General features: G+C 67.1%; 21 protein-coding genes. 6 read left to right on the forward strand and 15 right to left on the reverse strand.

Annotation, left to right across the window (positions count from 1 at the left end):
* Window positions 1-98 precede the first annotated feature (98 nt).
* The 3 genes from Ae331Ps2_RS29170 to Ae331Ps2_RS29180 form a co-directional block, all read right to left on the reverse strand.
* Window positions 99-1,598, reverse strand: coding sequence for a hypothetical protein (locus tag Ae331Ps2_RS29170; protein WP_139319259.1), 1,500 nt, complete (start codon window positions 1,596-1,598; stop codon window positions 99-101).
* Window positions 1,599-1,670: 72 nt separating this feature from the next.
* The gene (locus tag Ae331Ps2_RS29175; protein WP_075329853.1) at window positions 1,671-3,188 is read right to left on the reverse strand and encodes an SCO6880 family protein; all 1,518 of its coding nucleotides are present in this window, start codon (window positions 3,186-3,188) and stop codon (window positions 1,671-1,673) included.
* Window positions 3,189-3,194: 6 nt separating this feature from the next.
* A complete protein-coding gene (locus Ae331Ps2_RS29180; protein ID WP_075329854.1) occupies window positions 3,195-4,529 on the reverse strand; it encodes a hypothetical protein in 1,335 nt (444 codons plus the stop codon).
* Between the two features lie 109 nt (window positions 4,530-4,638).
* Between Ae331Ps2_RS29180 and Ae331Ps2_RS29185 the strand changes: the two genes are divergently transcribed.
* A complete protein-coding gene (locus tag Ae331Ps2_RS29185) occupies window positions 4,639-5,106 on the forward strand; it encodes a hypothetical protein (RefSeq protein WP_075329855.1) in 468 nt (155 codons plus the stop codon).
* Here Ae331Ps2_RS29185 and Ae331Ps2_RS29190 read toward each other — a convergent pair.
* Both Ae331Ps2_RS29190 and Ae331Ps2_RS29195 read right to left on the reverse strand, forming a co-directional pair.
* The gene (locus tag Ae331Ps2_RS29190) at window positions 5,103-5,435 is read right to left on the reverse strand and encodes a hypothetical protein (RefSeq protein ID WP_083680579.1); all 333 of its coding nucleotides are present in this window, start codon (window positions 5,433-5,435) and stop codon (window positions 5,103-5,105) included. The two genes, Ae331Ps2_RS29185 and Ae331Ps2_RS29190, sit on opposite strands and share 4 nt — an antisense overlap.
* Before the next feature lie 69 nt (window positions 5,436-5,504).
* The gene (locus tag Ae331Ps2_RS29195) at window positions 5,505-5,777 is read right to left on the reverse strand and encodes a hypothetical protein (RefSeq protein WP_139319260.1); all 273 of its coding nucleotides are present in this window, start codon (window positions 5,775-5,777) and stop codon (window positions 5,505-5,507) included.
* Between the two features lie 611 nt (window positions 5,778-6,388).
* On the opposite strand from Ae331Ps2_RS29195, the gene Ae331Ps2_RS29200 reads away from it, so the two are divergent.
* On the forward strand, window positions 6,389-6,958 hold the full coding sequence (locus tag Ae331Ps2_RS29200; protein WP_075550204.1) for a hypothetical protein: 570 nt from the start codon (window positions 6,389-6,391) through the stop codon (window positions 6,956-6,958).
* Window positions 6,959-6,966: 8 nt separating this feature from the next.
* On the opposite strand, the gene Ae331Ps2_RS32350 is transcribed toward Ae331Ps2_RS29200, so the two are convergent.
* A complete protein-coding gene (locus Ae331Ps2_RS32350; protein ID WP_175581840.1) occupies window positions 6,967-7,317 on the reverse strand; it encodes a hypothetical protein in 351 nt (116 codons plus the stop codon).
* A gap of 740 nt (window positions 7,318-8,057) precedes the next feature.
* A complete protein-coding gene (locus Ae331Ps2_RS29215) occupies window positions 8,058-8,942 on the reverse strand; it encodes a ParA family protein (protein WP_170918207.1) in 885 nt (294 codons plus the stop codon).
* On the opposite strand from Ae331Ps2_RS29215, the gene Ae331Ps2_RS29220 reads away from it, so the two are divergent.
* Entirely contained in the window at window positions 8,923-9,252 is a 330-nt protein-coding gene (locus Ae331Ps2_RS29220; protein WP_075302801.1) for an antibiotic biosynthesis monooxygenase, read from the forward strand. The genes Ae331Ps2_RS29215 and Ae331Ps2_RS29220 overlap by 20 nt on opposite strands.
* Window positions 9,253-9,297: 45 nt before the next feature.
* Here Ae331Ps2_RS29220 and Ae331Ps2_RS29225 read toward each other — a convergent pair whose 3' ends face one another.
* The 3 genes from Ae331Ps2_RS29225 to Ae331Ps2_RS32360 form a co-directional block, all read right to left on the reverse strand.
* Window positions 9,298-10,359 carry a C40 family peptidase gene (locus Ae331Ps2_RS29225; RefSeq protein ID WP_075302799.1) on the reverse strand — a complete coding sequence of 354 codons (1,062 nt, stop codon included), beginning with the start codon at window positions 10,357-10,359 and terminating at the stop codon, window positions 9,298-9,300.
* Between the two features lie 316 nt (window positions 10,360-10,675).
* A complete protein-coding gene (locus Ae331Ps2_RS34460) occupies window positions 10,676-11,188 on the reverse strand; it encodes a transglycosylase family protein (RefSeq protein WP_371335806.1) in 513 nt (170 codons plus the stop codon).
* A 1,044-nt stretch (window positions 11,189-12,232) separates the two neighbouring features.
* Window positions 12,233-12,958 (reverse strand): glycoside hydrolase family 16 protein, encoded by a 726-nt coding sequence (locus Ae331Ps2_RS32360; protein WP_075302797.1) that lies wholly within the window; start codon window positions 12,956-12,958, stop codon window positions 12,233-12,235.
* 686 nt (window positions 12,959-13,644) lie between these two features.
* Between Ae331Ps2_RS32360 and Ae331Ps2_RS31625 the strand changes: the two genes are divergently transcribed.
* On the forward strand, window positions 13,645-14,304 hold the full coding sequence (locus tag Ae331Ps2_RS31625; RefSeq protein WP_139317641.1) for a hypothetical protein: 660 nt from the start codon (window positions 13,645-13,647) through the stop codon (window positions 14,302-14,304).
* On the forward strand, window positions 14,301-14,942 hold the full coding sequence (locus Ae331Ps2_RS31630; RefSeq protein WP_075302793.1) for a thioesterase family protein: 642 nt from the start codon (window positions 14,301-14,303) through the stop codon (window positions 14,940-14,942). Before Ae331Ps2_RS31625 ends, Ae331Ps2_RS31630 begins: the two co-directional genes overlap by 4 nt.
* A gap of 313 nt (window positions 14,943-15,255) precedes the next feature.
* On the opposite strand, the gene Ae331Ps2_RS34465 is transcribed toward Ae331Ps2_RS31630, so the two are convergent.
* The 5 genes from Ae331Ps2_RS34465 to Ae331Ps2_RS31635 form a co-directional block, all read right to left on the reverse strand.
* Entirely contained in the window at window positions 15,256-15,627 is a 372-nt protein-coding gene (locus tag Ae331Ps2_RS34465) for an antibiotic biosynthesis monooxygenase (protein ID WP_083680576.1), read from the reverse strand.
* A 12-nt stretch (window positions 15,628-15,639) separates the two neighbouring features.
* Complete coding sequence (locus Ae331Ps2_RS29255; protein WP_075302791.1) at window positions 15,640-16,857, reverse strand: amidohydrolase family protein; 1,218 nt, start codon at window positions 16,855-16,857, stop codon at window positions 15,640-15,642.
* Between the two features lie 394 nt (window positions 16,858-17,251).
* Window positions 17,252-18,439, reverse strand: coding sequence for an amidohydrolase family protein (locus Ae331Ps2_RS29260; RefSeq protein ID WP_139317231.1), 1,188 nt, complete (start codon window positions 18,437-18,439; stop codon window positions 17,252-17,254).
* Between the two features lie 45 nt (window positions 18,440-18,484).
* Window positions 18,485-18,790: a hypothetical protein gene (locus Ae331Ps2_RS29265; RefSeq protein ID WP_075329857.1), complete on the reverse strand. Its 306-nt coding sequence runs from the start codon at window positions 18,788-18,790 to the stop codon at window positions 18,485-18,487.
* Between the two features lie 861 nt (window positions 18,791-19,651).
* The gene (locus Ae331Ps2_RS31635) at window positions 19,652-20,098 is read right to left on the reverse strand and encodes an ImmA/IrrE family metallo-endopeptidase (protein ID WP_139317229.1); all 447 of its coding nucleotides are present in this window, start codon (window positions 20,096-20,098) and stop codon (window positions 19,652-19,654) included.
* 963 nt (window positions 20,099-21,061) lie between these two features.
* Between Ae331Ps2_RS31635 and Ae331Ps2_RS29275 the strand changes: the two genes are divergently transcribed.
* The gene (locus Ae331Ps2_RS29275) at window positions 21,062-21,403 is read left to right on the forward strand and encodes a hypothetical protein (RefSeq protein ID WP_139317227.1); all 342 of its coding nucleotides are present in this window, start codon (window positions 21,062-21,064) and stop codon (window positions 21,401-21,403) included.
* Window positions 21,404-21,608 lie beyond the last annotated feature (205 nt).

Below are 21,608 nucleotides of genomic sequence, written 5' to 3' on the forward strand. Positions count from 1 at the left end.
TGCCCTCTCTGGGGGGTTGTGATGGGGTTCATCACTTTCGTCCGGATGTGCTTGTGGGTGCCACGGGCGGGTCTTCCCGCTCTGGGTGCTGGTGATCGTCATCGTGTTGTCTCCCTGGCCGGTGGCCGGTTCCAGGCGTGGTCGGTGTTGTAGAGGTCGAGTTCGTCGGGTGTGAGGGTGAGGTGGATGGGCAGGCCGGTGCGGCCGCCGGACTTGATCAGGTATTTGCCGCGGCCGGGGTGGAGTTGTCCGGGGACCCAGGTAGGTGGGGCGGCCCAGCCGCGCACCATCGCGTGTTCGGCGTCGCTGAGTGGGGTGATGGTGTGGAGGCGGTCGAGGTCGGCGGCGGTCATGCCGCCGAGGACGGTGATGGCGTTGCGGCCGGCCATCCCGCGGGCCTTGGCGCGGTCTTCGAGGGTGGGCAGGGCGTCGAGGTCGTCGAGGGAGTGGGTGACCTGGGCGGAGATCTCCCCGCGATGCCGACCCAACCTGGTGACGCGGTCGGAGAGCTCGACCAGCCCGGGAGCGACGCGCAACGCTCGCCAGAGTTCGTCCTGGACCCGGAACACCGTCCGGGTCCGGCCGAGCCCGGTGTTGGCGTCGATGACTCCCGCCGCCCATGCCCACGCTGAGAGCATCGCGGCGGCGACGACGTCATCGTCGTCGTGATCCAACGCCGAAATATCCAGGGACAGCGCGGGGGTGTCGAGATCGGCGGTGACGGTGGACGGCCGGTCGAACAATCCGCGCAGTGATCCGGAGCAGATCAGGGTGAGGGTGTTGATCAGCTCGCGGGCCTCGCGGCGGTAGTGGGGCTCGGTGTCGGAGGCGGTGACGGCCAGCATCGCCGCCGGCGGGGCGCTCAGGACTCCGAGGATGTCACCGATCACCGGCTCGGCACCGTCCCCAGCGCTGTTTCCGGGGCTGTTTCCGGGGCTGTCTGGGGTGGTGTGGTCGAGGGCGGTGGCGAGCATCCGGCGTTCGGTGACGGTGACCGGGGCGCGGCGCACGATCACCACCAGCGCTTCCAGCAGCGAGAGGCGTCGGGCGCGGATCGTCTCGATCAGATGGGTGCGTTCGGTCCCGACCGCAGCCTGTAGGGCGGCGCGTAACGGGCCCGCATCCAGGGGATTCAACGAGTGCAGTCCGCGGCCGAGGCGCCAGACGGTGCCGCCGAGATGGGTGACGAGGTTGGTGTATTCGCCTTTGACATCGCCGGGGACAACGGCGGTCGCGCCGAAGGCGACCAGGCCGGTGAGGAGGCGTTTCACGATCGTCGACTTCCCGATACCGGGTTGTCCTTGGATCCACATGCCGGTGTTGGACACCAGGCCGGTGCGCAGCCAGTGGGCGGGGTCGAGGCCCACGGGTTCACCGGTGTGCAGGTGGCGCCCGACCGGGACGCCGCGGGGTGCGGCACCGCCGGCCACCGCGAAAGGAAACAGACCGCAGATCTGAGAGGTCGTTGCTTGCCACATGATCCCGGGTTCGACGTTCGTCGCGCGGCCGCCGCCGCGAGCCGGCCATCCCCACGCTGGCGGCAGGTTCTGTCCTCGGGTCTGCTGCGCGGAGACCAGGTCGGGCGCGGCCGGGTGCATCGGCTCACCCGGGTGGCCGGGATCGAGATCGGTCGTGGCCATGAACGTCTGCTCTCCGAGGGTGCGCGGCGGCTAGTGGCGGTGGTGGAGTTCGTCGGGATTGACGCCGATGCCGAGGGCGGCGGCGAACCCGGCGGTGTGGGCGCCGTTGAGCCGGCGCAGCCGGAGTTTGCTGTGTCCGGCGCGTTGTTCGCAGTCGGCGACTGCGGCGGGGAGCAGGTCGGGGTCGGTGACGGTGGTGGTCACATACAGGGTGAAGCGGCCCAGGCCGGCGCCTTCGGCTTCTTCGCGGGCGGTCTGGATCGCGCGGGCGAGGTCGTCGCGGTCGCGTTGGGTCTCGTCGCGTTTCGTCTTTCGGGCCCAGGAGCGGCGGATGTGGGTGTGGGTGATCTCCCGTTCGACTTCGGTGGCCGCGGCGGCGGCGTTGAACGGGGTGTAGAGCAGGGTGGCGCGGCGGGCGAAGGGGCCGGGGGCCAGTAGCGGGCCCAGGATGCGGTCCATGACAGCTTGTCGCGGTGCGTCGATCATCGCCCAGGACACCGACATCCCCGAGTCGTGCCGCCAGTGATCCCACGACTCCCGGGCACGGATTGGGGCCGCCTCAGCCCACTCTGCCGCCCAGTGCTGCGGTGGTGGGTCCGGCCGCTCACCGCTACCGCCAGCAGCGTCAGCAGCAGCGGCGGCGAGATCAGCTCGGGCGGCGGGGTCGTAGGCGGCGCGTAGGTGATCGGTCAGCCAGGGTGTGGTGGCGCGTCCCAGAACCGCGACCCCGGTCGCGGACAGCGCTCGTTCCATGCCGGGCAACCAGCGGGTGACCTCGGCGACGGCCGCGGGAAGGTCCGGGGGCCGTGGAGTCGCCCGGGCAGGGTCGAAGCAGAGCGCGACGTAGGTGTTGACCTCCGCGGCGGAGGACGGTGCGGCGGCGGCGAGGGCGGCCATGACCGACCGCGCCGCCGCCGGTGCGGCCGGGTGCAGGCGGGTGGTGACGTCGTCGCGCAGGGTGGTCCCGCCGGTGGGTGAGGTGTCCACGGTGACGGTGACATGCCGGATCATCGGCTGGTAGCCGAGGTCTGCGAGGAAAGCACCCCACTGCGCGACCCAGGTGTCAGCCTGGGTGCGGTCGATCAAATCCAGCCCGACGGGGGATACCCGCAGCACCGCCGTCACACACCCGGTGCGGCGGTCCCACAGCAGGCCTTGGCGGGCGCCGCGGCCGTCGTCGGTGGACAGCGGCACCACTGGGGCGAGGGGACCGGGGAGGTCGTGGCGGCGGGGGTGGTCGGTGAGCAGCCCACCGGAGAGCTCGGTCCAGCCCGCCTTCTGGGCGCGGTGGAACCGCAGTCGCCGCAGTACGAGGCCGGTGATCGACTGTCCGTCGACCTTGACCACCGTCACCGCGACCGCCGCCGCGCCCACTGCAGCCAAGGCCAGGGCGGCGCGGCCGGAGCCGATTGCGACCAGAGCGGGGGCGACCAGGGCGGTGAACACGACTTTCGTCTCGGTCGGTGACAGGGTGCCGATGCCGAACCCGCGGGCCCGGCGCCAGTTCCCATAGGTCCGACGGGTGGCTCCGGCGGGGTTGCTACTCACTGGTGATCACCGGTCTGCTCCTGTGTCTCCTGCGCCGGGTGGCGTCTGGGCCGCACCCGCCGGCGGCCCGCTTCCGCTTGCTCGGGAAGCGGGTGTCTCGCTGGTGGTGCTGGTCATCTGCTCGGCGGTGGCCTCGGCAGCCGACTGCGCGGCCTGCGCCGCCGCCGCTCCGCCGGCCGCGGCGGCGCCGACCCCCGACACCGCAGCACCAGCCCCGGCACCCGCCATGCTGGTGGTGGTCCCGGTCGCTGCCCCCGGCGCAGGTCCGGATGCTGCTGCGGGGGCCGGGGTGTTCTGCAGCCCGGGCGCAGTACCGGGAGCCGCGCCCGAGGACTCCGCCGCTGCGGGACTCCCTGCTCCCGGACTGTTCCCGATGCCGTTGCCCGCGCCGGTGCTGGTGGCGCTGGGAGAACCTGTCGGCGACGAAGAGGAGGGGGTGGGGGTGGTCCAGGCGGGGAGGCTGTCGGGGCCGGTGAGTTCCATGGATCGGCCGCTGCGCATCCCGGCCAGGGAGACCGCCCCGGTCGCCGCCCCGGCCATCATGCCACCGGCGGAGCTGCTGGTGATCGTGGTTCCGGTGAACGAGAAGAACCGCATCATCGCCGGGAGCGCGATCACGGCGAGCCCGAGGATGACGATCCCGACCAGGATCGCCACCCACTCCGGGCCGGCCTCGGCCGAGGTAGCCGGGGGTATGGGGGTGGCGATGAGGGTCATGCCGATGGCGTAGATCAGCCCGGCGACAGGTTTGTAGAAGATCAACGCCGCCAGCCAGGCGATCACGGTGGGCAGCCAGCGGCGGGTGGCCCCGGACAGCGATCCGGCGGCGGCGATCGGGAGGACTGCGATCAGCACGAAGATCCCCGCCTGGCGGACGAACATCGCCAGCCACTGCAACGCGCCCAGGACCAAGACGACGGCTCCGAGCAGGATCTGCGAGCCCACCCCCATCTGGCTGAGCTGGAGGACCTCGGTGAGGCGGTCGACGAACCCCGGTAGCGCCGCGCCGAGGAAGTGCATGGTCGCCGCGTCGGCGGCGGCGAGCGTGGTGACGGCGAGCAGGACCCCGACCGTGGTGGCGGCTACGAACCGGATGAGGCCGGCTGCGGCGTCGACGAGTGGTTCCCCGCGGCGGGTCAGGATCATCTTCCCGACCTGACACAACAGACAGATCGTGACGATCGCGGCCACGACCGGGCCGGTCAGCACCGCGAACCGCTCCGCATGCGCGTGCAAGCCGTCGAACACCGTCTCCTCGGCGAGCCACCACGTCAACAGCACGGCGAGGATCTCCGCCGCCGACTCGGCCAACGCCCCACCGGGGTCGGTCCAGAACTCCACCTCACACCACCTCCGCCGGCGCCGTCGTGGACGTGGACGTGGACGTGGACGTGGACGTGCGGGATACCGGACTGGGCCCGGTCGGGGAGGTCGGGAAGGATGGCCTGTCGTGAGCGAGGGTGATGGCGGTAGTGGCGCTCTTCTCGTTACGGTCGGGCAGCTGTTTCCCTCGCTGGGATGGAAGAACCCGGTCGAGGTCAATTACGTCCTCTCGGAGTTCCTGGTCGAGCAGATCCGGGAAGACCGCATCGTCGATGCGACGGTCGCGCCGCTGCCCGACCCCACCGACGGGGTCGTACTCACCGTGACCCTGATCGCCACAGGGAAGCTGCCCGGCGGGACCGCGGTCGCTGACGGGGTCCAGCAAGCGGTGTCGGCGATGCAATCGGCCTGGTTGTGGCTCAACGCCGGCTTGTCCGCGAACGGGTTGACCGAACTCGATGATGAGATCATCCGGCGGATGATCCTGTTCGTCGGGCGGGACCTGCAGGTCTGCTACCTCGACCCACCCGACCCGGACGAGAAAGACATCTCCGGGTTCATCCGCGCCCAACTCCTCATCGAACCTCAGCCCTAGAGGAACACCGCGACGATCCCCGACGCCCCCGCGGCCAAAGCGAGGCCCCCGACGACCCACAGGGTGCCGGTCAGGCCGTCGATGGCCATCGCATGATTGCGTTTGCGCCCGACGACGATCATCCCCGCGCACACCAACAGCCCGACCACGCCGGCGGCGATCAGGCCCCACTTGATCCAGCCGATGATCTGGTCGACGAAATCCCCGAGCTTGCCCGGCGGGCGCTGCGCCGGGGGATCCGGCGGCACCACCTGTCCCGGCAACAGCGCTGGGTCCAGTGCAGCAGTCGTGTCGGACGCCGACACCGCAGCGGACATCACCAGAGACATGCAGACTCCTCGAACACGAACAGCAGAGCGGGAACAGACCCGGCCCCGCCGGGTCGCAGAGCAGCGCGGTCACGCCAGACCCACCCGGGCCGCACCCGCACTCACATCCGCCGCAGCGGGGACCGGACAGCCGTCGACGGTGGCGCCCTCGCCAGCAGCTGTGTCCCGGGCGGAGAGATCCCGGGTGGGGAGGTCGAGGACAGCGTCGATCACCTGTCCCAGCGCGCGGACCAGCGCGCGTTCAGGTTTCGACAACTCGGCGGGATCGCGGGCCAGGAGCTGGGTGGCGCGCAGGCCCGGCCGCAGCGTGTCCCGCCAGGCGGCCACGAGAGGAATGGGCACGATCCCGGCGGTGTATGGCTCGATACTGCGTAGCCGATTCCGCGTATTCGGCCCCCATGTCATCCCAGGAGCATCGGAGACCACGGCCAGGACTGGTGGGGCCGGGGTGTGCTGCAACGCGTGTGCTGCACACCCTGCCGAGGACACCGTCGACCGGCACACCAGCACCGCCACCTCGGTTTGCGCCCGGTAAACACCGCGATCCACACCGCCCAACGCCGAGGCAAGCAACGAGGTGCCGACCCCGCCGGCGACCCCAGCCACACACGGACGCTCCCGCACACCCACCACCCCACCCCAGCTTCATCCAACAACACGCCATCGGTAGATACCGCTGTACTGAACGAAATATCAATCGGTGGAACCATACATGATCGGATGGGAGGGTCGCCGCGACTACAGCGACGCGGCGATCCGATGCCGGAACCGCTGTCTCGGCCACGACCTGGTGGTTGTTGCCGGACTCGGTAACGCCGACACCGCCGACGGCGATATTCTTGAACGCAAGACCGGGCAATACAGACACAGAGGCTAGATCGGGAGGACCGGGGCAGGTGGGGCGGTCGTTCCTTGAACCGGATCTGCGCCGCGACCACCGCGGTAGGATCGGAGTGATCCTCGGTGTGGTCATCGCCGGGGTCGTCACTCTGGGTGGGGCGGTGCTGCTGTCGGTGTCGCTGTGGTCGGAGGTCGGACCTGCACCTAAGGCTGCGTCTGCGGTCGTCGCGGACGTCGTGACCCCGGACGGTGTGGGGGTGGCCTCGGCAGATCCACTGGTCACTGCGCAACGTTGGCTGATCGCCACCCGCAGCGTCTCCCACGCTGACCCGGGCCCGTTGGCCTGGACTGAGCGGGTCGCGCCGCTGCTGACCGGGCCGGCAGCCCGAGCCAACGCCCGGCTCGTCGAGCACGGGGCCCGGACCGGGGGCGGCTGGCCGCAACTAGTCGCCGACCGCTGCAGCGTCACCGTCACCGGCCTGGCCGCGGTGATCCCGCCCGAGGCGCCGCGTAGTAGTGACCGGGTCTCGGTTCAGGTATCGGGTACCGTCCACACCCGCTGCGCCGCGCCCCGCAGTCCGAGGACACCACCCGAACCCGTCGCGGCAACACTCACCCTGACCCGCAACGGCCACGACAACGGCGCCGACCGGCTCTGGCGCGTCCACGAACACCTCCACTGAGCTGGCACCTACAGCACCACAGCCAGACGATCTTCGCCACACGTGGTCACGAAAGGAACGTTGAGCACCCTGTGAGTGCTGCGCTTGTCCGGATGACCTGCTGCGGACACACCTGGGTCGGACCCGACCGCGCACACTGCTGCCAACGCACCGGCGGCTGCGGGCACGTCTTCGACGACGCCACCCTGTGGGACATCCACCGCGCCGAACGCGACGACGCCACCGTCTGCCTCGACCCCGCCACGCTCGGCCTGACCACCACCAAAAACGGCATCTGGATCCAGCCAGAGGGTGGGCTCAGTCGACGGTAGATCTTGATCTTGCTGCTTAGCGGGGGCCAAGATGGCCGTCTGCGACATGCCGCACCTCAATGGGGAGAGGTCGCCCGAGCGCGCGACGCTCAGCATCAGAAAGTACGGCAGATAACTCCTCGAAGGGGACGCCAGCCATCCGGGCCGCCTCCACCGCTCGGATGAGGGTCGAACTCCGCGCCTCCAGCTTGCGCACCGCTGCAGCCCAGGACAGGGCGGCATCGGCAACATTTTTACGCTCAGCGCGCCCCTCGTGGACAGCTACCGATGGGACAGGCTCATCCCTCTGGGCCCCCTCTGCCGTGTCGCCAGAAGCTGCCTGAGGCCGGTTCTCGAGGCATTCCCGGATAGCTCGTGCTCTTGAAGATCCAGCGGGCTCGTGCGCGGACGCGGGCTCGTGCGCGGACGCGGGCTCGTGCGCGGACGCGGGCTCGTGCGCGGACGCGGGCTCGTGCGCGGACGCGGGCTCGTGCGCGGACGCGGGCTCGTGCGCGGACGCGGGCTCGTGCGCNNNNGCGGGCTCGTGCGCGGACGCGGGCTCGTGCGCGGACGCGGGCTCGTGCGCGGACGCGGGCTCGTGCGCGGACGCGGGCTCGTGCGCGGACGCGGGCTCGTGCGCGGACGCGGGCTCGTGCGCGGACGCGGGCTCGTGCGCGAATTTCTTCGGATGACGGGGCGCGGGGGGGCGCCGCGGCTGGCGGCTGGCTTTCCTCTCGCGGAGCTTCGCCGTCGGTGACGACGAATTACTAGTATGTTTTTCGTTGGCGACATGGGAATCTAGGTTGTCACTAGGAGGCATTGCGAGCACGTTCGGCCACCTCTCTTGCTGTCGTGATGTAGGCACTGATCATCGGGGTGTTTCGTTTCGATAGAGATTTTGCCGCGCACAAGGCGGTGCGAGCTTTTCGTTGAGGTAGCCAGTCGGCACGGGGAATCTCGGAACTCACCTTGAGGTCGTAGGTGATCGCGATTTTATCGAGCCAGTCCAGGTGGGAATCGGCCGGACTCTTCGGCACCTGCGATGGGACGATGTACAGGGGATATCCTTGCAGTTTCTCGCACCATCCAGCGAGCGCATTGAGATCCTTTTCTCCCAGTTCCGTGGGGCAGGGCACCACGTGAGCTGCGGCCATCGCGCCGTAAGTTGCGGCCCCTGAGCCGGGGTGGGTGTCGATCACGACTGGCCGTTTCCATTCCCTGGCCCATCGCGTGAGATGGTCAGCAAATTTCTCCGGTCGTGGTTGATGAGCTTCCAAATCTGGACCGGCCGGGACCAGGTCTGGCTTGGTGGTACCACCGCGAATAAGACGGGGGGCGCGACCGCTGTCAAGCGCGTCGAGCAGTGGAGATCTGGCACGGGTTTCGCGACGCCAGCCGAGGGCCCTGGATACGCAGCCGTCGTCCCAGTCAGCATCGACGAGTACCGCATCAAGGCAGTAGGCCAGCTCTGCGGCTAGAGTACTTTTCCCGACTCCGCCTTTCCCGGCCGCTACCGCGATGACGTGGCCGGCGAGCGTCGTCCGCGACCAAGCGCGGAGTTCTTCTACGGATGCGAGCAGGTCAAGGCTGGCAGCTGGCGGTGGCGAGATCACAGCAGACATCATCGCAGCATCGCGCGAGCACGTGCACGGGCCCGCGTGTAAGATCTTGCGCATGACCGTCGTGAAGATCAACGCGATCACTGTGCCTGCTGGGCAGGGCCCGGAGTTGGAGGCACGGTTCGCTGCCCGCTTCGCCCAAGGCTGCATGGGTGACGTCGACGGCTTCCTGGGATACGAGTTGCTGCGGCCGGTCGCGGGCGACACCCGTTACTTCGTTTACACGCGCTGGGAGTCCGATGCCGCCTTTCAGGCGTGGCGCACTGACGGCAGGGAGGCCGCGCACTGCGACTCGTCTAGCCCTCAGGTCGGGACCGGTGCTGACCTGCTGGAATTCGAGGCCATCGACCTCGCCGCCTCTCCAGCCGCTGCGGCTGAGGGATAACCGGCCCGGCCCAAGCACTCGCCTGCGATCTGGTGTCGCAGACGTCTATGCGGCTGGTCGGTGGGTGGCGCGTACGGCGCCGATGAACTCGCGGGCGTAGTAGGTGTGGTTCCAGATGTCGGTCTCGGTTTTGACGACGTCTCCGGTCTGCGGCGCATGGAGCATGCGGCCGGCGCCGAGGTAGAGGCCGACGTGGTGGATCCCGCCGGGGCGCCCGCTGCCGGAGAACAGGAGCATGTCCCCGGGTTGGACCTGGGCGGGGTCGGTGATGGGTGGCTGGAAGGCCGCCCAGATCGCCTGGGTCTGGTGCGGCACTCCGATCCCGATTCCGGCGAAGGCGTAGGTCATGAGCCCTGAGCAATCGAACCCGCCCATGGTGGGGCCGTGGGCGTCACCGCCGGCCCACACATACGGCACGCCCTGCTGAGCGAGGGCACGGTCGAGGACCTTCTGGATGTGCGGGTCCACCCCGCCGGGCACCACCGGGACCGACCCGGGGGGACCGTCGGGGCGGGTGCAGGTGATGTTGTCCAGGGCGCCGACCAGCAGCGCAGCGGGTTGTTCCCACTTGGCGTAGGCGTCGGGGAACGCGCTGATCTGCACTGCCTGCGCGGCCCGGGTCAACGGCATCGTCTCCCACCCGGGAATCTGCAACAGGCGTTCGTAGAACAACCGCGCCGACCCCCTGGGGTCCATGCGGGTGGCGACTGAGCCCCAGCCGGCGGCCCGCTGCTGGAACAACCCGACCGAGTCATGATCGTCCCCGACGGCCTCGTGCGGGTGCGTCAAGGATTCGTTGACAGTGTGGTTGGCGTAGTTGAGCAGGGTCGATTCCTGCATCGCGGTCGCGACCGCGATCACCTGGCCACGGACGGGGACACCCAGTTCGGCGCCGGTGGCGACGATGTGGACGGCGTTGGACACCTGAGCGGTGCCGAAACCGTCGACCAGATCGGCCGGATCCACCCCGGCGGGGGCACACACCACCCCGGGAACGCCCAGCGAGGACGGGCGGCCGCCGGCGGTGATTGCGCCGCCGAGGGCGATCACGAACAGCACGATGACCACACTCACCACCGCGGCCGCGGCCGCAAGCTCCGTTGTCATGGTCTTCAACGTGGACTCCCCGGTCTCGAACGCAGGGCTGGTCGTGGTTGCCCACGCTGGCGAGGTAGTGACACAGGCCGCGCCGACCGGCTACGGTTCGTGGTGCTCGGGCTGACCCGCCGAGGTTTGAAGAGCCCCTCGGCCGGTCGGCCCGGGTGGGTTGTCTCCGGGCCTGGCCACCACCGACCCTCCTCGTCTCGTGTGGGAACGGCGGCATGGTGTAGGTGACGCAACGGTCTCCCTGCGTCAATCCCTCCCACACCACAGGTCCGGAGCCAACGTCCCAGCACCCGAGCCGACACCACCGGATTCCGGTCTAGTCGGTGAGGCCGAGCCGCTCACTACATGCCGGCCACGCGCCCCACCCTTGGGTGTCCTGCACCCGCTGCGCCACCGCGATCTGCTCAGCCCGGGACGCCTCGTGGGCCGAGCCCTGACCCCCGAAAGCTCTCCAGGTCGAGGGCGTGAACTGCAGCCCACCGGCGAACCCGTTCCCGGTAGGGGTCGCCCAGTCCCCACCCGACTCACACCCGGCCAACTCATCCCACACCCGCTCCGGGACCGCGGCCGCGCTCTTCTCCGCGACCTGGGCCGACGACGGTGACCCGGCCGCGGCGGGCTCCTGAACGGCGGGGCCGGACGACACCTCCGGGGCGGGGGCGGCGCTGCCGCTGGTTCGAGAGATCACCTCACCAGCACTACCGCTCCTGCTGCTGGTGGTGTCGAGGTCGTCGAGGTTCAAACCCGGGTCGGTGATGGTCTCCAACAATGCGGCCGCGTCCGGATCCGCTGCTGCCGCCTGCGCGGCCTGCTCGGTCAACTTCTTCACCCCGGCGGCCAGGCTCTCGCTCTGCTGGCCACCCGGGCCTTCACCCCGCGGGTCGGTGCTCTGACCAGCACTGGGGTGCTCATCCGTGGTTCGCGTGGCCGGGCTACTCGTGCGGGTCGGCTCAGGATCCAGGGTGTCGAGGAACTCTCCCAGCAGCGCGACCGCAGCCCGCGCATCCTCCACACTCGCCCCACCATCATCGGATGCGACGGTCGCGGTGTTCGTGCCAGAGCCACCACGACCAGAGCCCGAACGACTCACCTGTTCCTCGCTGCCGCGACCGGCACCGGCAGAGCCGCCCCGGCCGGCCTCGCTCCCAGGCCGGCCCGGGCCGTGCTTCTTCCCGTGGTCCTCAGGCCCGCTCGTAGTTGCGCTGGTCGCCGGCCCGGCAGGACTGTGGGAGGCGGCCGGGGCGGTCGTCGTGGTAGCGGCGGGCTGCACCGGCACCGCCTTGTCCGGCACCGCCTTGTCCGGCGGCGGAGCAGTCGACGGCGACACCGCCGGGACCGGGGTGGGAACGGGCGCCGGAGCCGCGTCCGGCGGCGGGGGGACGTTCTGCGGCGGGGGCGACGGAGTAGGAGCCGGCCGGGGTGGAGCGGCCCGCGGCGGCGCAGGCACGGGCGCGGACGGAGCAGCAGGCGCGGGCCCCGGGGCCGGGCGAGGCGGCGGTTCAGACACAGGGGCCGGGGCGGGTGCCGGGGCGGGGCCGTTCACGACGTCGGTGACCGCGCCCCCGGCCGCGCCGACCGCGTCCACGGCTTTATGACCCGCATCGGTCAGCTCGCCCAGGACACCCACCGCGCCCTCCCCCGGCGGAGCCTCGGTCGCGGACTCCAGCTCCGACGCCGCAGCAGGGACGAGCAAACCCGGCGTCAGCGCGGTCCCGCCGAGCATCGCCCCCGCTGTCAACGCCGCGACTGCCGAACGACGCACCACCACCCCCGCCAGCGAGGACAAGGGCGAAGAACCAGAACGAGCAGACATCAATGCACTTCCTTCATGATCAACAAACAAAGCGGGCAGGGCATAACGGGGCTGTGGTCATCAGCGACTACCAACGTTGTTGACCTCGTCGGTGATCGAGGTGGAGGAGTCCGCGCCGGTCGACCCTTCGCTGCCGCGTGAGTCCGTGGACGGGCCCTCGCCGACGGCGAGGCTCCACTGTTTGACCCAGTCGACCTGCATCTGCCCGGTCTCGCCGTCGCCGCGGGGGAACCAGTCCAGTTGCAGGCACAGGTGCATCGGGCCCGGCGGCAGGATCGAGGTATCCGTCGTCTTCCACCATTCGCGGCCGTCGACGAACGCGGTCACACCGTGCGGTGTCCACTCGAGGGCGTAGTTGTGCCACGCGGTGGCGTCGATGGTCAGTTCGCCGTGGACCTGGGAGTTGTCCGCCCCGTAGTGCAGAAAGAGTTCGACGGTGTTGCGGTCCGGGTTCATGATCTCGGCGAAGTCGATCTCCCCACCGACGGGGAAGTTCTCCTGCGTCGGCCACAGCAACGCCAGGGCGTTGTAGGACGGGGAGCCGGTGGGGGCGCGCATGCGGACTTCCCAGCGCCCGTACTTCTGGGAGTGCGCGGTCCACGCCAGCCCGGCGGTCGTGCCGTCCCCCGAGCCGTCGATGGTCAGCACACCGTCGGCGACGGTCGCCGCATCCGGGGAGCGGGCGCCGTTCCCGGCATGACCCGGGCCGTCATAGGCATTCCACCCGGGCCCCAGCGCGGTGCCGGTGAAGTCGTCGACAACATCGGGGGCGCCCCAGCCGAACACCTCACCAGCGGTGTCGCCACGGCCCGTGTCCTGCGCAGGCGTCGGGGACGAACCGGTCGACGACGACCTCGCCCCCGGCGGCGGGACCTGTCCGATCGGCGACTGTTGAGTACCGGATCCGTTTTCATGATCCCCAGCACCGGACGCGGCGTCATAGCAGGCGACGGGGACGAAACCGGGCTCATCGGCGCCAAGAGCGAGTAACGCCGACCGCAACACCCCCGCACCGCTACTGCTCTTGCTGCCAGGGTCGAGCTCAGCGAGTTCAGCCAGGACGTGGGTCGCAGTGATCCGCCACCCACACACCGCATCACCCGCCTCCGCGGGCCCCCTGCCCCCAGCGGCGAAGCCAAGCACCAGAGTCACAGCAGCCGCGAGCGCGGAAACACCGCCGACCGGCCCCATCAACGCACACCTCGGCCGCTACGACCACCGGCAGGCCCGGCGCCGCGCGAGACTCGGAGCTTCATCACCCGCACCACTGCCCCCGTCCATCGACCCCGACCCGAACATCACCACGATTGTACACTATCCATTGTTGTATATTCGTCCACTTGTGCGTGTGAAGCACACCTGAGAACCCAACCCGGGGATAGGGTGTCGTACCTGACAGCACCGACCCCACACACCCGGAACCAGGACCATCAGGAACGCCCGGGAGCAGTCCCCAGACGAGAAGGAGCACCATGAGCCGACGACGAGCACAGCTCGACAGCGCCAACAGCACCACAACTACCGGCGGAGAAACCGACCCGGCCCGCGGTCGGGCAGAAACGGTGACACCGCCGCGGATCAAGCCCGGCGCTCCCGACCCGAACCGGTTCGGCACCATCAGCGAACGACTGAACTACCTCGCCAGCAGCATCCGCCGCCCCAACGGGACCATCTTCCCCGCCACCGACATCGTCCGATGGATCCGCAGCCAAGGCGGCAGCGTCAGCGACGTCTACATCACCAAAATCCTCAACGGCACCCGCGGGAAAGAACCCTCACCCACCTACCTGCGCTGGCTCGCCCGCTACTACAACGTCAACGACGACTTCTTCCACACCGACCACCCCGAAGCCGTCGACGGACCCGCGCACACCCTGCACATCCTGCTCCGCGAACCCGCCGGCACCGACCTGCTCCACAACTGGGCGCTCCTACCCGAACGACAGCGCGACATCATCTCCGCCCTGATCACCAGCATGGTCCCCCCACACCACCGACACGCCCTCAGCACCACCGCCGACCACCACAACGACGCCGGCGCCGCCGGGACAGGCACCGACAACGGCACCGACAACGGCACCGTCGAGGACGACCGCTCGACGACCTCGACGCCGAAGACCCGCCGGCCATGACCACCGCGCTCCGCCCCACCAGGACCGGTCGCGGCACCAGCGACGAGATGTCGATCTTCTACGTCGTCCCCGACGATCAGCTCGTCCCCGACCTGCACCCCACCCTCGGGGCATTTCGGGCAGGGGAACGGGTGTTCGCGACCGGGTACCTCGTCGGTCTCCTCGAAGCGCCCTGCATGGACTTCCTCCGACACCACCGCGCCAGACCAGGCCAGACACCGATCGGCGCGAAAGTCGAGATCACCCACCGGGCGCCCTCGGTCCCCGGTGACCGACTCCAAGTCACCGCCCGCTGCGCCAGCGAGACCACCACCCGGTTCGTCTTCACCGTCACCGCCCACGACCAACACGGGGCCCTCGTCGCCGACGGACGCGTCATCCAACACCTCGTCGACACCACCACATTCCGCGCGACGCTCCACAAACGCGCACCGGGAAAGGGCAGCCCCATAAACCGCCTCAACAAGTCATCCACCAGCAGAAACAGCGCTGACGACGAGAGTGACGACAACGAATCGGCGGTCCACACGGCGTACACGACCGGGGAACTCGCCCACCGCCTCAGCGAACACGGCTTCACCCACCACCACGCCGTACGCCCCCAGCACGCCACCACCGACACAGGAACAACGCCTTGACCATCGCCATCGCCGCCACCAACGAGACCCGCCCGCCGGCGCTGCGCCGGGACCACGCCCACAGCGTCTACCGGTGCCCGACCTGCGACCAGCCACCACAGAACCTGCGACTCGGCCCGATCCAGATCTTCCTCTGCAGCGACTGCGCCGCCTACTGGCCCACCCACCACAGCGTCCCCGATCCCCCCGGCTTCTGGGACCCAGACGCCGCCGACCGCGAGTGCCGCAGCCGCGGATGCCTCGACCATCCCGGACCCGAGGGCCCACATACCCACCACAGCGCAGCGCGCGGCCACGTAAACCCGCCGCCGACCTACCCCAGGACGTCGGCGATGCTGGGTAGGTCGACGACCTCGAACTCCAACAACTCCGACTCCACACCTAACCCGGCCGACGACACCCCATGCGCCATCTCCCGACCATGCGCTAGCCAATCACAAAACGAGGCGTCAGAATCCCACCACGACAGCACGAAATACCGGCCACCACCATCGACCGGCCGCAAGAGCTGAACTCCCCGAAACCCTGGAACACCGCCCATGCCAGCGCGACACGCAGCGAACCTGCCCTCCAGACCAGATTCCTGCGCATCCACAACGCGCACGGTGTTAATCTTCACAGCCACCGCGACAGCGGCCTCTGCTGAAGTCAGCGAATCCACAACTCCCACAATTCGTAACCCCATCGTCCTGCACCATCAGCAAGTCGCGGCAGTTCCGACCGGCCTGCCCGCACTGAGGACATACTGGACCTTACGGAGCGCCCCGATATCCTCACGGGGATCACCATCGACGACCAGCACATCCCCAGCCAACCCGACTTTCAGCCGCCCTGTCACTTCGGCGAGACCGAGATGCTTCGCCGAGCGTGAAGTTACAGATTCGATAACGCTCTCCGCGCTGAGACCCGCCCACGTGTAGGCTTCGAGCCCATCGACAAAATTACTGAACAGGGCATTCGCAGTCCCCGCTCGACTCCCTGCTATGAGGGGCACGCCGACTTTCGCCAGCCAGGGCAACTTTCCGTACATTTTGTCCCACATCTTGTGACTGCTGCCAGCCACCACACGGCGCCAGTTCGCGCTGTGAATCACACACGCCGCGATTCCTTGATCAGCCATCTGCCTGGCGGATACCTCGTCACGAATGATATCGCGCTCTCTGGTCACTCCGGTCATGTGGTCGACTTCATCGGCACCGGCTTGCACAGCGCGTGCGATCGCCTCCGCGGCATGCGCGTGCACAACAACCCGAACACCTGCCGCGTGAGCTTCATCGACAGCTTCACAAATCTCCGACAGCGAGAACTGCGGCTCGTACACAGCAGGCCCCGCCAGGCCGAGCAGACCACCTGATCCCATGATCGAGATGAAGTCAGCACCCTCAGCAACACGGGACCGTACTGCGGCGCGAAGCCCGCCCTGAGGCTCCACGGCACCACCAAGGAACGCCGCTTCTCCGTCTCTGATCGTGAGCGCAGAACCAGCTGTAAGGATCCGGGGGAGTGGGATGTCCAGGGACGGCTCATCCCGCAGGCGGCGGGCCAGTCCACGCGCATCTCCGACGTCCCTCATCGTGGTGACCCCGGTCTGCAGGGCGTGGGCGGCCCGGATTCGCATCTGCCCGAGGAGCGCCTCATCATCGCCTCCGCTTCCGCCGCGGGCGGGCGCGGCGAAACGCTGCGAGGCGCCCGGGCCGCCGTCGAGCACCAAGTGCGTGTGCGCATCAATCAATCCCGGCAGGAGCGTTGCACCGGGGAAATGTTTCACCTCCGATTCTGGTGAGCTGGCCAGAACTTCGGGACCCGGGCCGACAGCGTCGATCCTTCCATCACGGATACGAACCGCTCCGTCCTGAACGCTGCACCCAACCGGACCGACCAGAACAGTTTTTCCGACCAGCACCGTAGAGCTCATCGCTTCATCACCACTTTCCTCAACTTTCAAGACGACCCAGCATCGCCCATCGGCGGACATATCCGACAGAGCCGCAATTCGCGCGAGATCTTCAGAAGCTCTTCGGTCTCTCGATCGAATCGATTGTCGCATATTCCCAAAATTTCGGGATCAGTTAAATCTCCGAACAGAATCTGGCGATCAGCTACTTCTCGCAGCACCTTGATAAAATCAAGTACATACGCAGGACCCTCAGGTAGCTGCTCGCTTTCTACGTATGGTCGCAGGCGGGTGATCGCGTCGAAACACTCAGCTCGACGTCGGCGGAAGTTAAACCCCACCACCTCTGACTCAATCGGTTGATTGTTTCGACTCTGCCGACCCCGGACATGACCCTACTCCGTCCTTCATCTGGTCATTTCGGAGCGACATGTTGACCATTGATAATGACGAGGCGGGGCCTCGTTACTGCTGACAGATCAGCGAGTACGTTCCCCTCGACAACAAGCAAGTCGGCAGCCATTCCTGGGGCTAGCGAGCCGGTGACGGCGTCGAGGCCCAACGCTTTAGCACCAGCAACCGTGCCGATCTCTACCGCTTTTCCAGGAGGGAATCCATACTCGGTGAACCGTGCGAGTGCCGCGGCTGTTCCGGCGAAGCTGGTGACCCCGGCATCGGTGCCAGCAATCTGAGTGACTCCGTGTTCATCGAACCAAACGACACGCCCCATCAGCTGCCGCGCCCAGACCTCGCCGACCTTTGTGGCGAGGCCGCGCCAGTCGTTGCTACTGGCATGGCAGAGCACTGTCCCTTGCTCGGCCATCTGTTGGGCGACCTCGGGTCGGGGGTCCCAGTCGGGTCCTTCCACGAGCCAGGTGGCGTGTTCGACAGTGTCGACGCCCGCATCGACTGCCAGTGCGATCGCGGCCGCGCTATGCGCATGGGCGGCGATCCGTAGACCGTGGCCGTGCGCTTCGTCGACCGCAGCCCGCAGCTCAGTGAGGGTGAACTGTGGATCCCACATCGCGTACGGGCCAGGGGTCAGTTGACCGCCCGAAGCCATAATTTTTACCGCGTCGACGCCCTGGGCGGCGAGCAGTCGGATCCGGTCGCGGATCTCTCGCTCGCCCTCGACTACACCCCCGAGGAACCAGCAGTGCCCTTCCTTCACCGTCAGCGGTGCTCCTGCTGTCAACAATCGTGGCCCGAGGACTTCTCCACCGGAGATTGAGTCTCGAACCTGCCGAGCCAGACCGTTTCTGTCGCCGAGGTCTTGCGCCGTCGTCACACCGGACCTAAGGAGTTCCTGGGCTCGCTCGGTCATCTTTTGTGCGAGCCGCGTGTCGTCATCTTCGGCGTACAGGGTGTCCAGGATGTTCGGGCCGCCATGAAATACGAGATGCACATGCGCATCGACTAGCCCCGGAATGATTGTCGCGTCGCCGAACTGATGCACAGCAACATCTCTACCGACACCTACTTCCACCTCGTCGCGGCGACCGACTGCGGAAATTACCCCGTCGGCAACAAGGACCGCGCCGTCAGATACGGACTCCCCCTCCGGGCCGAGAAGGACCGTCGCGGCTGTGTACAGATCCTCCACTCTCACTCCTTCATACTCTCGGCACGCTCAGCGGTGGAAGCGCATTCAGGCGATCGTACTGTTCCGGGGCGAGCCGTAACGCTCGACAAGCTTTGCGAACTCAGCGGCGAACACCAGTAGCGGTCGATCGTCATCTTCGGCGGCTTGCGCGATCGGGACCGGGTCAGCCGCGATCGCTTTTCCTCTATGAAATCTAACCAGCGCCTCGTACACTGCCAGCGCTTGCTGCTTCAAAGTCATTCGCTCAGAGGGTGTGACTACGTATTCGCTGACCAGCCACAGACCGTACTCGCACTCCGCGAAAATTTTGCCATACAGGAATTGAGTATCGCGGAGCAGGAGATCGCTCACTCTTCCAGTAGCCCCCCTTCTCTTAAAATGAACCCCCGGAACTGTTGCGGCCAGCTCCTCCCAAAGAGCCTTGAGCCGACCACTCTTCCTGTGCGCGAGCAGCTGCTCTCGGCGGTACGCTCGAAAAATTTGAATTGCGAACGCGCACAGACTCCCGATAAATCCAAGGATTCCTGCTTTTAGCAGTAGCTGTTCCGCTCGGAGTAGGTCCGCGGGAATTAGTATTTCACTAGTAGTTCCCCACGCTGTCGCCACCACTATAATTCGGATGACGGGGCCGCCGATGAGCATCGCGGTCGAGCTGACCAGGGCTAGGCAGGAGGCCCAGCGTAACGGGGTGGCCGGGCGGATTACAGCTCTGTAGCTACTCCAGGCCAGCAGTGCACAGCAGTATGCAAAGTGGAAGTTCCCTGTCAGATAGAAGAGGTATACAGGGGCAAATCTGGCCTCATATCCATCTAGGAAATCCGGGTACCGAGGCATCCCTACTGGGCTTGCAGCCCAGCAAACAATGAGGCCGATGCTGGCCAGGACGGCTACTGAGGCTTGCGCTGCCGGGCGAGCTAGCAGTAGCTGAGAAGCCTGACAAGCAGTGAAAAATAGGGTAGTCGAAAGGAATGCCAAAAGCAGAAAAATATTGGCCAGAAGTCGATCTAGCCCCGAAGCAAGAGAGTCGATGATGGACGCAATGGGACGGAGTTCCGTGAACGCCATCAAAAACAATGCTGCCACCAGCAGGTTCCCGGTGGGGCGACGCCGCGCGGGCTGATTCACCAAAAGTCGCGACAAAAACGCTATTGCAAGCACGCACCATACAGCTATAGCGGTGATACCCACGGTGAGGCCGCCGAATCGGGAAGGTCAGAAGATATCGATTGCATCCATTATCGGTTCGCCTGAGATACTGCACTTGCTGACCATGACGGCGCGGTAGTTCCAGTACTGGAGCATGGCAGCAAAGTGCTCGGCATCGTTTTCTTGAGGAGACTCAAAACAGTCTCGGCGAAGACAGCGGCGCCGCATCACGCCAGGAGGAAGATGCGGAGCCACCATCCTCACCACATCATCATCGCCACCGGCTCCCAGCTGATGCCCCAGCGTCATGTGGCCGATCTCGTGTAAAATTGTCCTGGTGCGCTGCCGAGGCGCCAGATTCGCATCGTGGAAGATAAAATCTTCGGCATCACATTCTACCCACAGCCCAAATATACGTGGGTCGGGAAAATTGAATGCCACGACCTGTAGGGGTCGTCTGCGGTTCTCCCCGACCTTCCGACAGAACTCATCCAGATCCAGCGGGAACGTCATGCCGAGATCACGGACCAGCCCGCTCGCCCGTGCTTCCACTCCCTGTCCCGGCCAGCACAAAAGCGGCAACCTTCGCGGCCCAAACTTTCCCAGCACAGCCTGCTCACTCCCTACTCAACATCCTAGATAAGGTTGTCACCCAAGTTAGGTGAGCCCAGCTCCACTCCAGAATCACCAGGCGTCAAGGTCTTCATCGGCCGGTACCTCAAAAGATCGTAGACGCGCTTGATCCCGCTGCTTACCCAGCGGTCGCCCACCAGGGAGCGTGTTCACAAAATCGTGGAGCCACGACCGCATCTCAGAGTCCAGACTCGCTGCGCGCGCCGCGATACCGCGCACCTTAGCGTCACGTAAACTCGCGACCAACTGAAGTTCCTCGTGAATCACTTTCGCAGCCGAGCCGCTCTCTGCGAAATAACCTACGGGCACTTCAAAAAATCGGGCCAAGGCCTGCAAAGTATGCAAGGTCGGATTCGTTCGAAAACCTCGCCTGAGAAGGCCTATATAGTTCTCGCTGAGGGTTGGCTCACCGTTCTTAGAATTTTCCGCCAACCAATTAGCCACCTCCCGATTCGTAGGCGGATCCTCCCCCGGGCGATGCATCGTCGCGAAGGCTTGATTTATCTTGTCCGCAAACGTAAGCGAACAATCCTCCTCGATAGCTGACATCAACGCATCGTCCTCTCCAGGGCCAGGGCCAGGGCCAGGGCCAGGGCCAGGGCCAGGGCCAGGGCCAGGGCCAACCGTAGCAGCGTCCCGCATCGCCACACGGACGGATCAGTCAGCGTCGTCGTCCGACGCACCTCTGCTGAACTAGGGAGTTGACGCCGTCGTCAGAGGGTGCCACTCTTTCGGTCGCGCGCCGTGACGGCGCGATCACTCACCACTGCCGGAGCTGACTGGCCGGCGCTGTGAGGTTGGCTGCGCGTCGCGTGCAGGTACTTCGTCTCCCCGGAGGTCACGATGCTCGATCCGTCCCCCGCCGATCCGGATCCCGCACGGCAGTGGATGCCGCCGGGGCTCGTCCCGACCCGTCCTGTCCGGCGGGCGGGTCGTGGTGGGGTGGATGTGGAGGAGAACTGGTTGCGGGACAAGATCCTCGCGGCGACCCGGGAGTTGGTGTGTGCGGCGGAGAAGGTCCGTAACCCGTACGGGGCGACGCTGGAGGATCAGGCGCCGGCGGCGTGGCATGTCCGGACCACCCAAGCGATCCTCGATGACTGCGTCGAGCACCTCGACGACCTAGACGACCGCGATGGACGCCACGGGCCCGGCGGGCCACCCCAGCGGTCGACACGCCCGTAAGAGCGGCCACCGACCGGGCCAGTAGCCGGGTCTGGCAAGATCAGACAGTGAGCTGGCTCTTCCGGCTCTTCCGGCTCTTCCGGCTCTTCCGGCTCTTCCGGCTCTTCCGGCTCTTCCGGCTCTTCCGGCTCTTCCGGCTCTTCCGGCTCTTCCGGGACCCGGATGGCAGGACCTCTGAGGGAGCAGATCCCCGACCAGACGAAGG

It is taken from the genome of Pseudonocardia sp. Ae331_Ps2, from assembly GCF_001932405.1.
In the GTDB taxonomy this organism is placed as follows: Bacteria; Actinomycetota; Actinomycetes; order Mycobacteriales; family Pseudonocardiaceae; genus Pseudonocardia.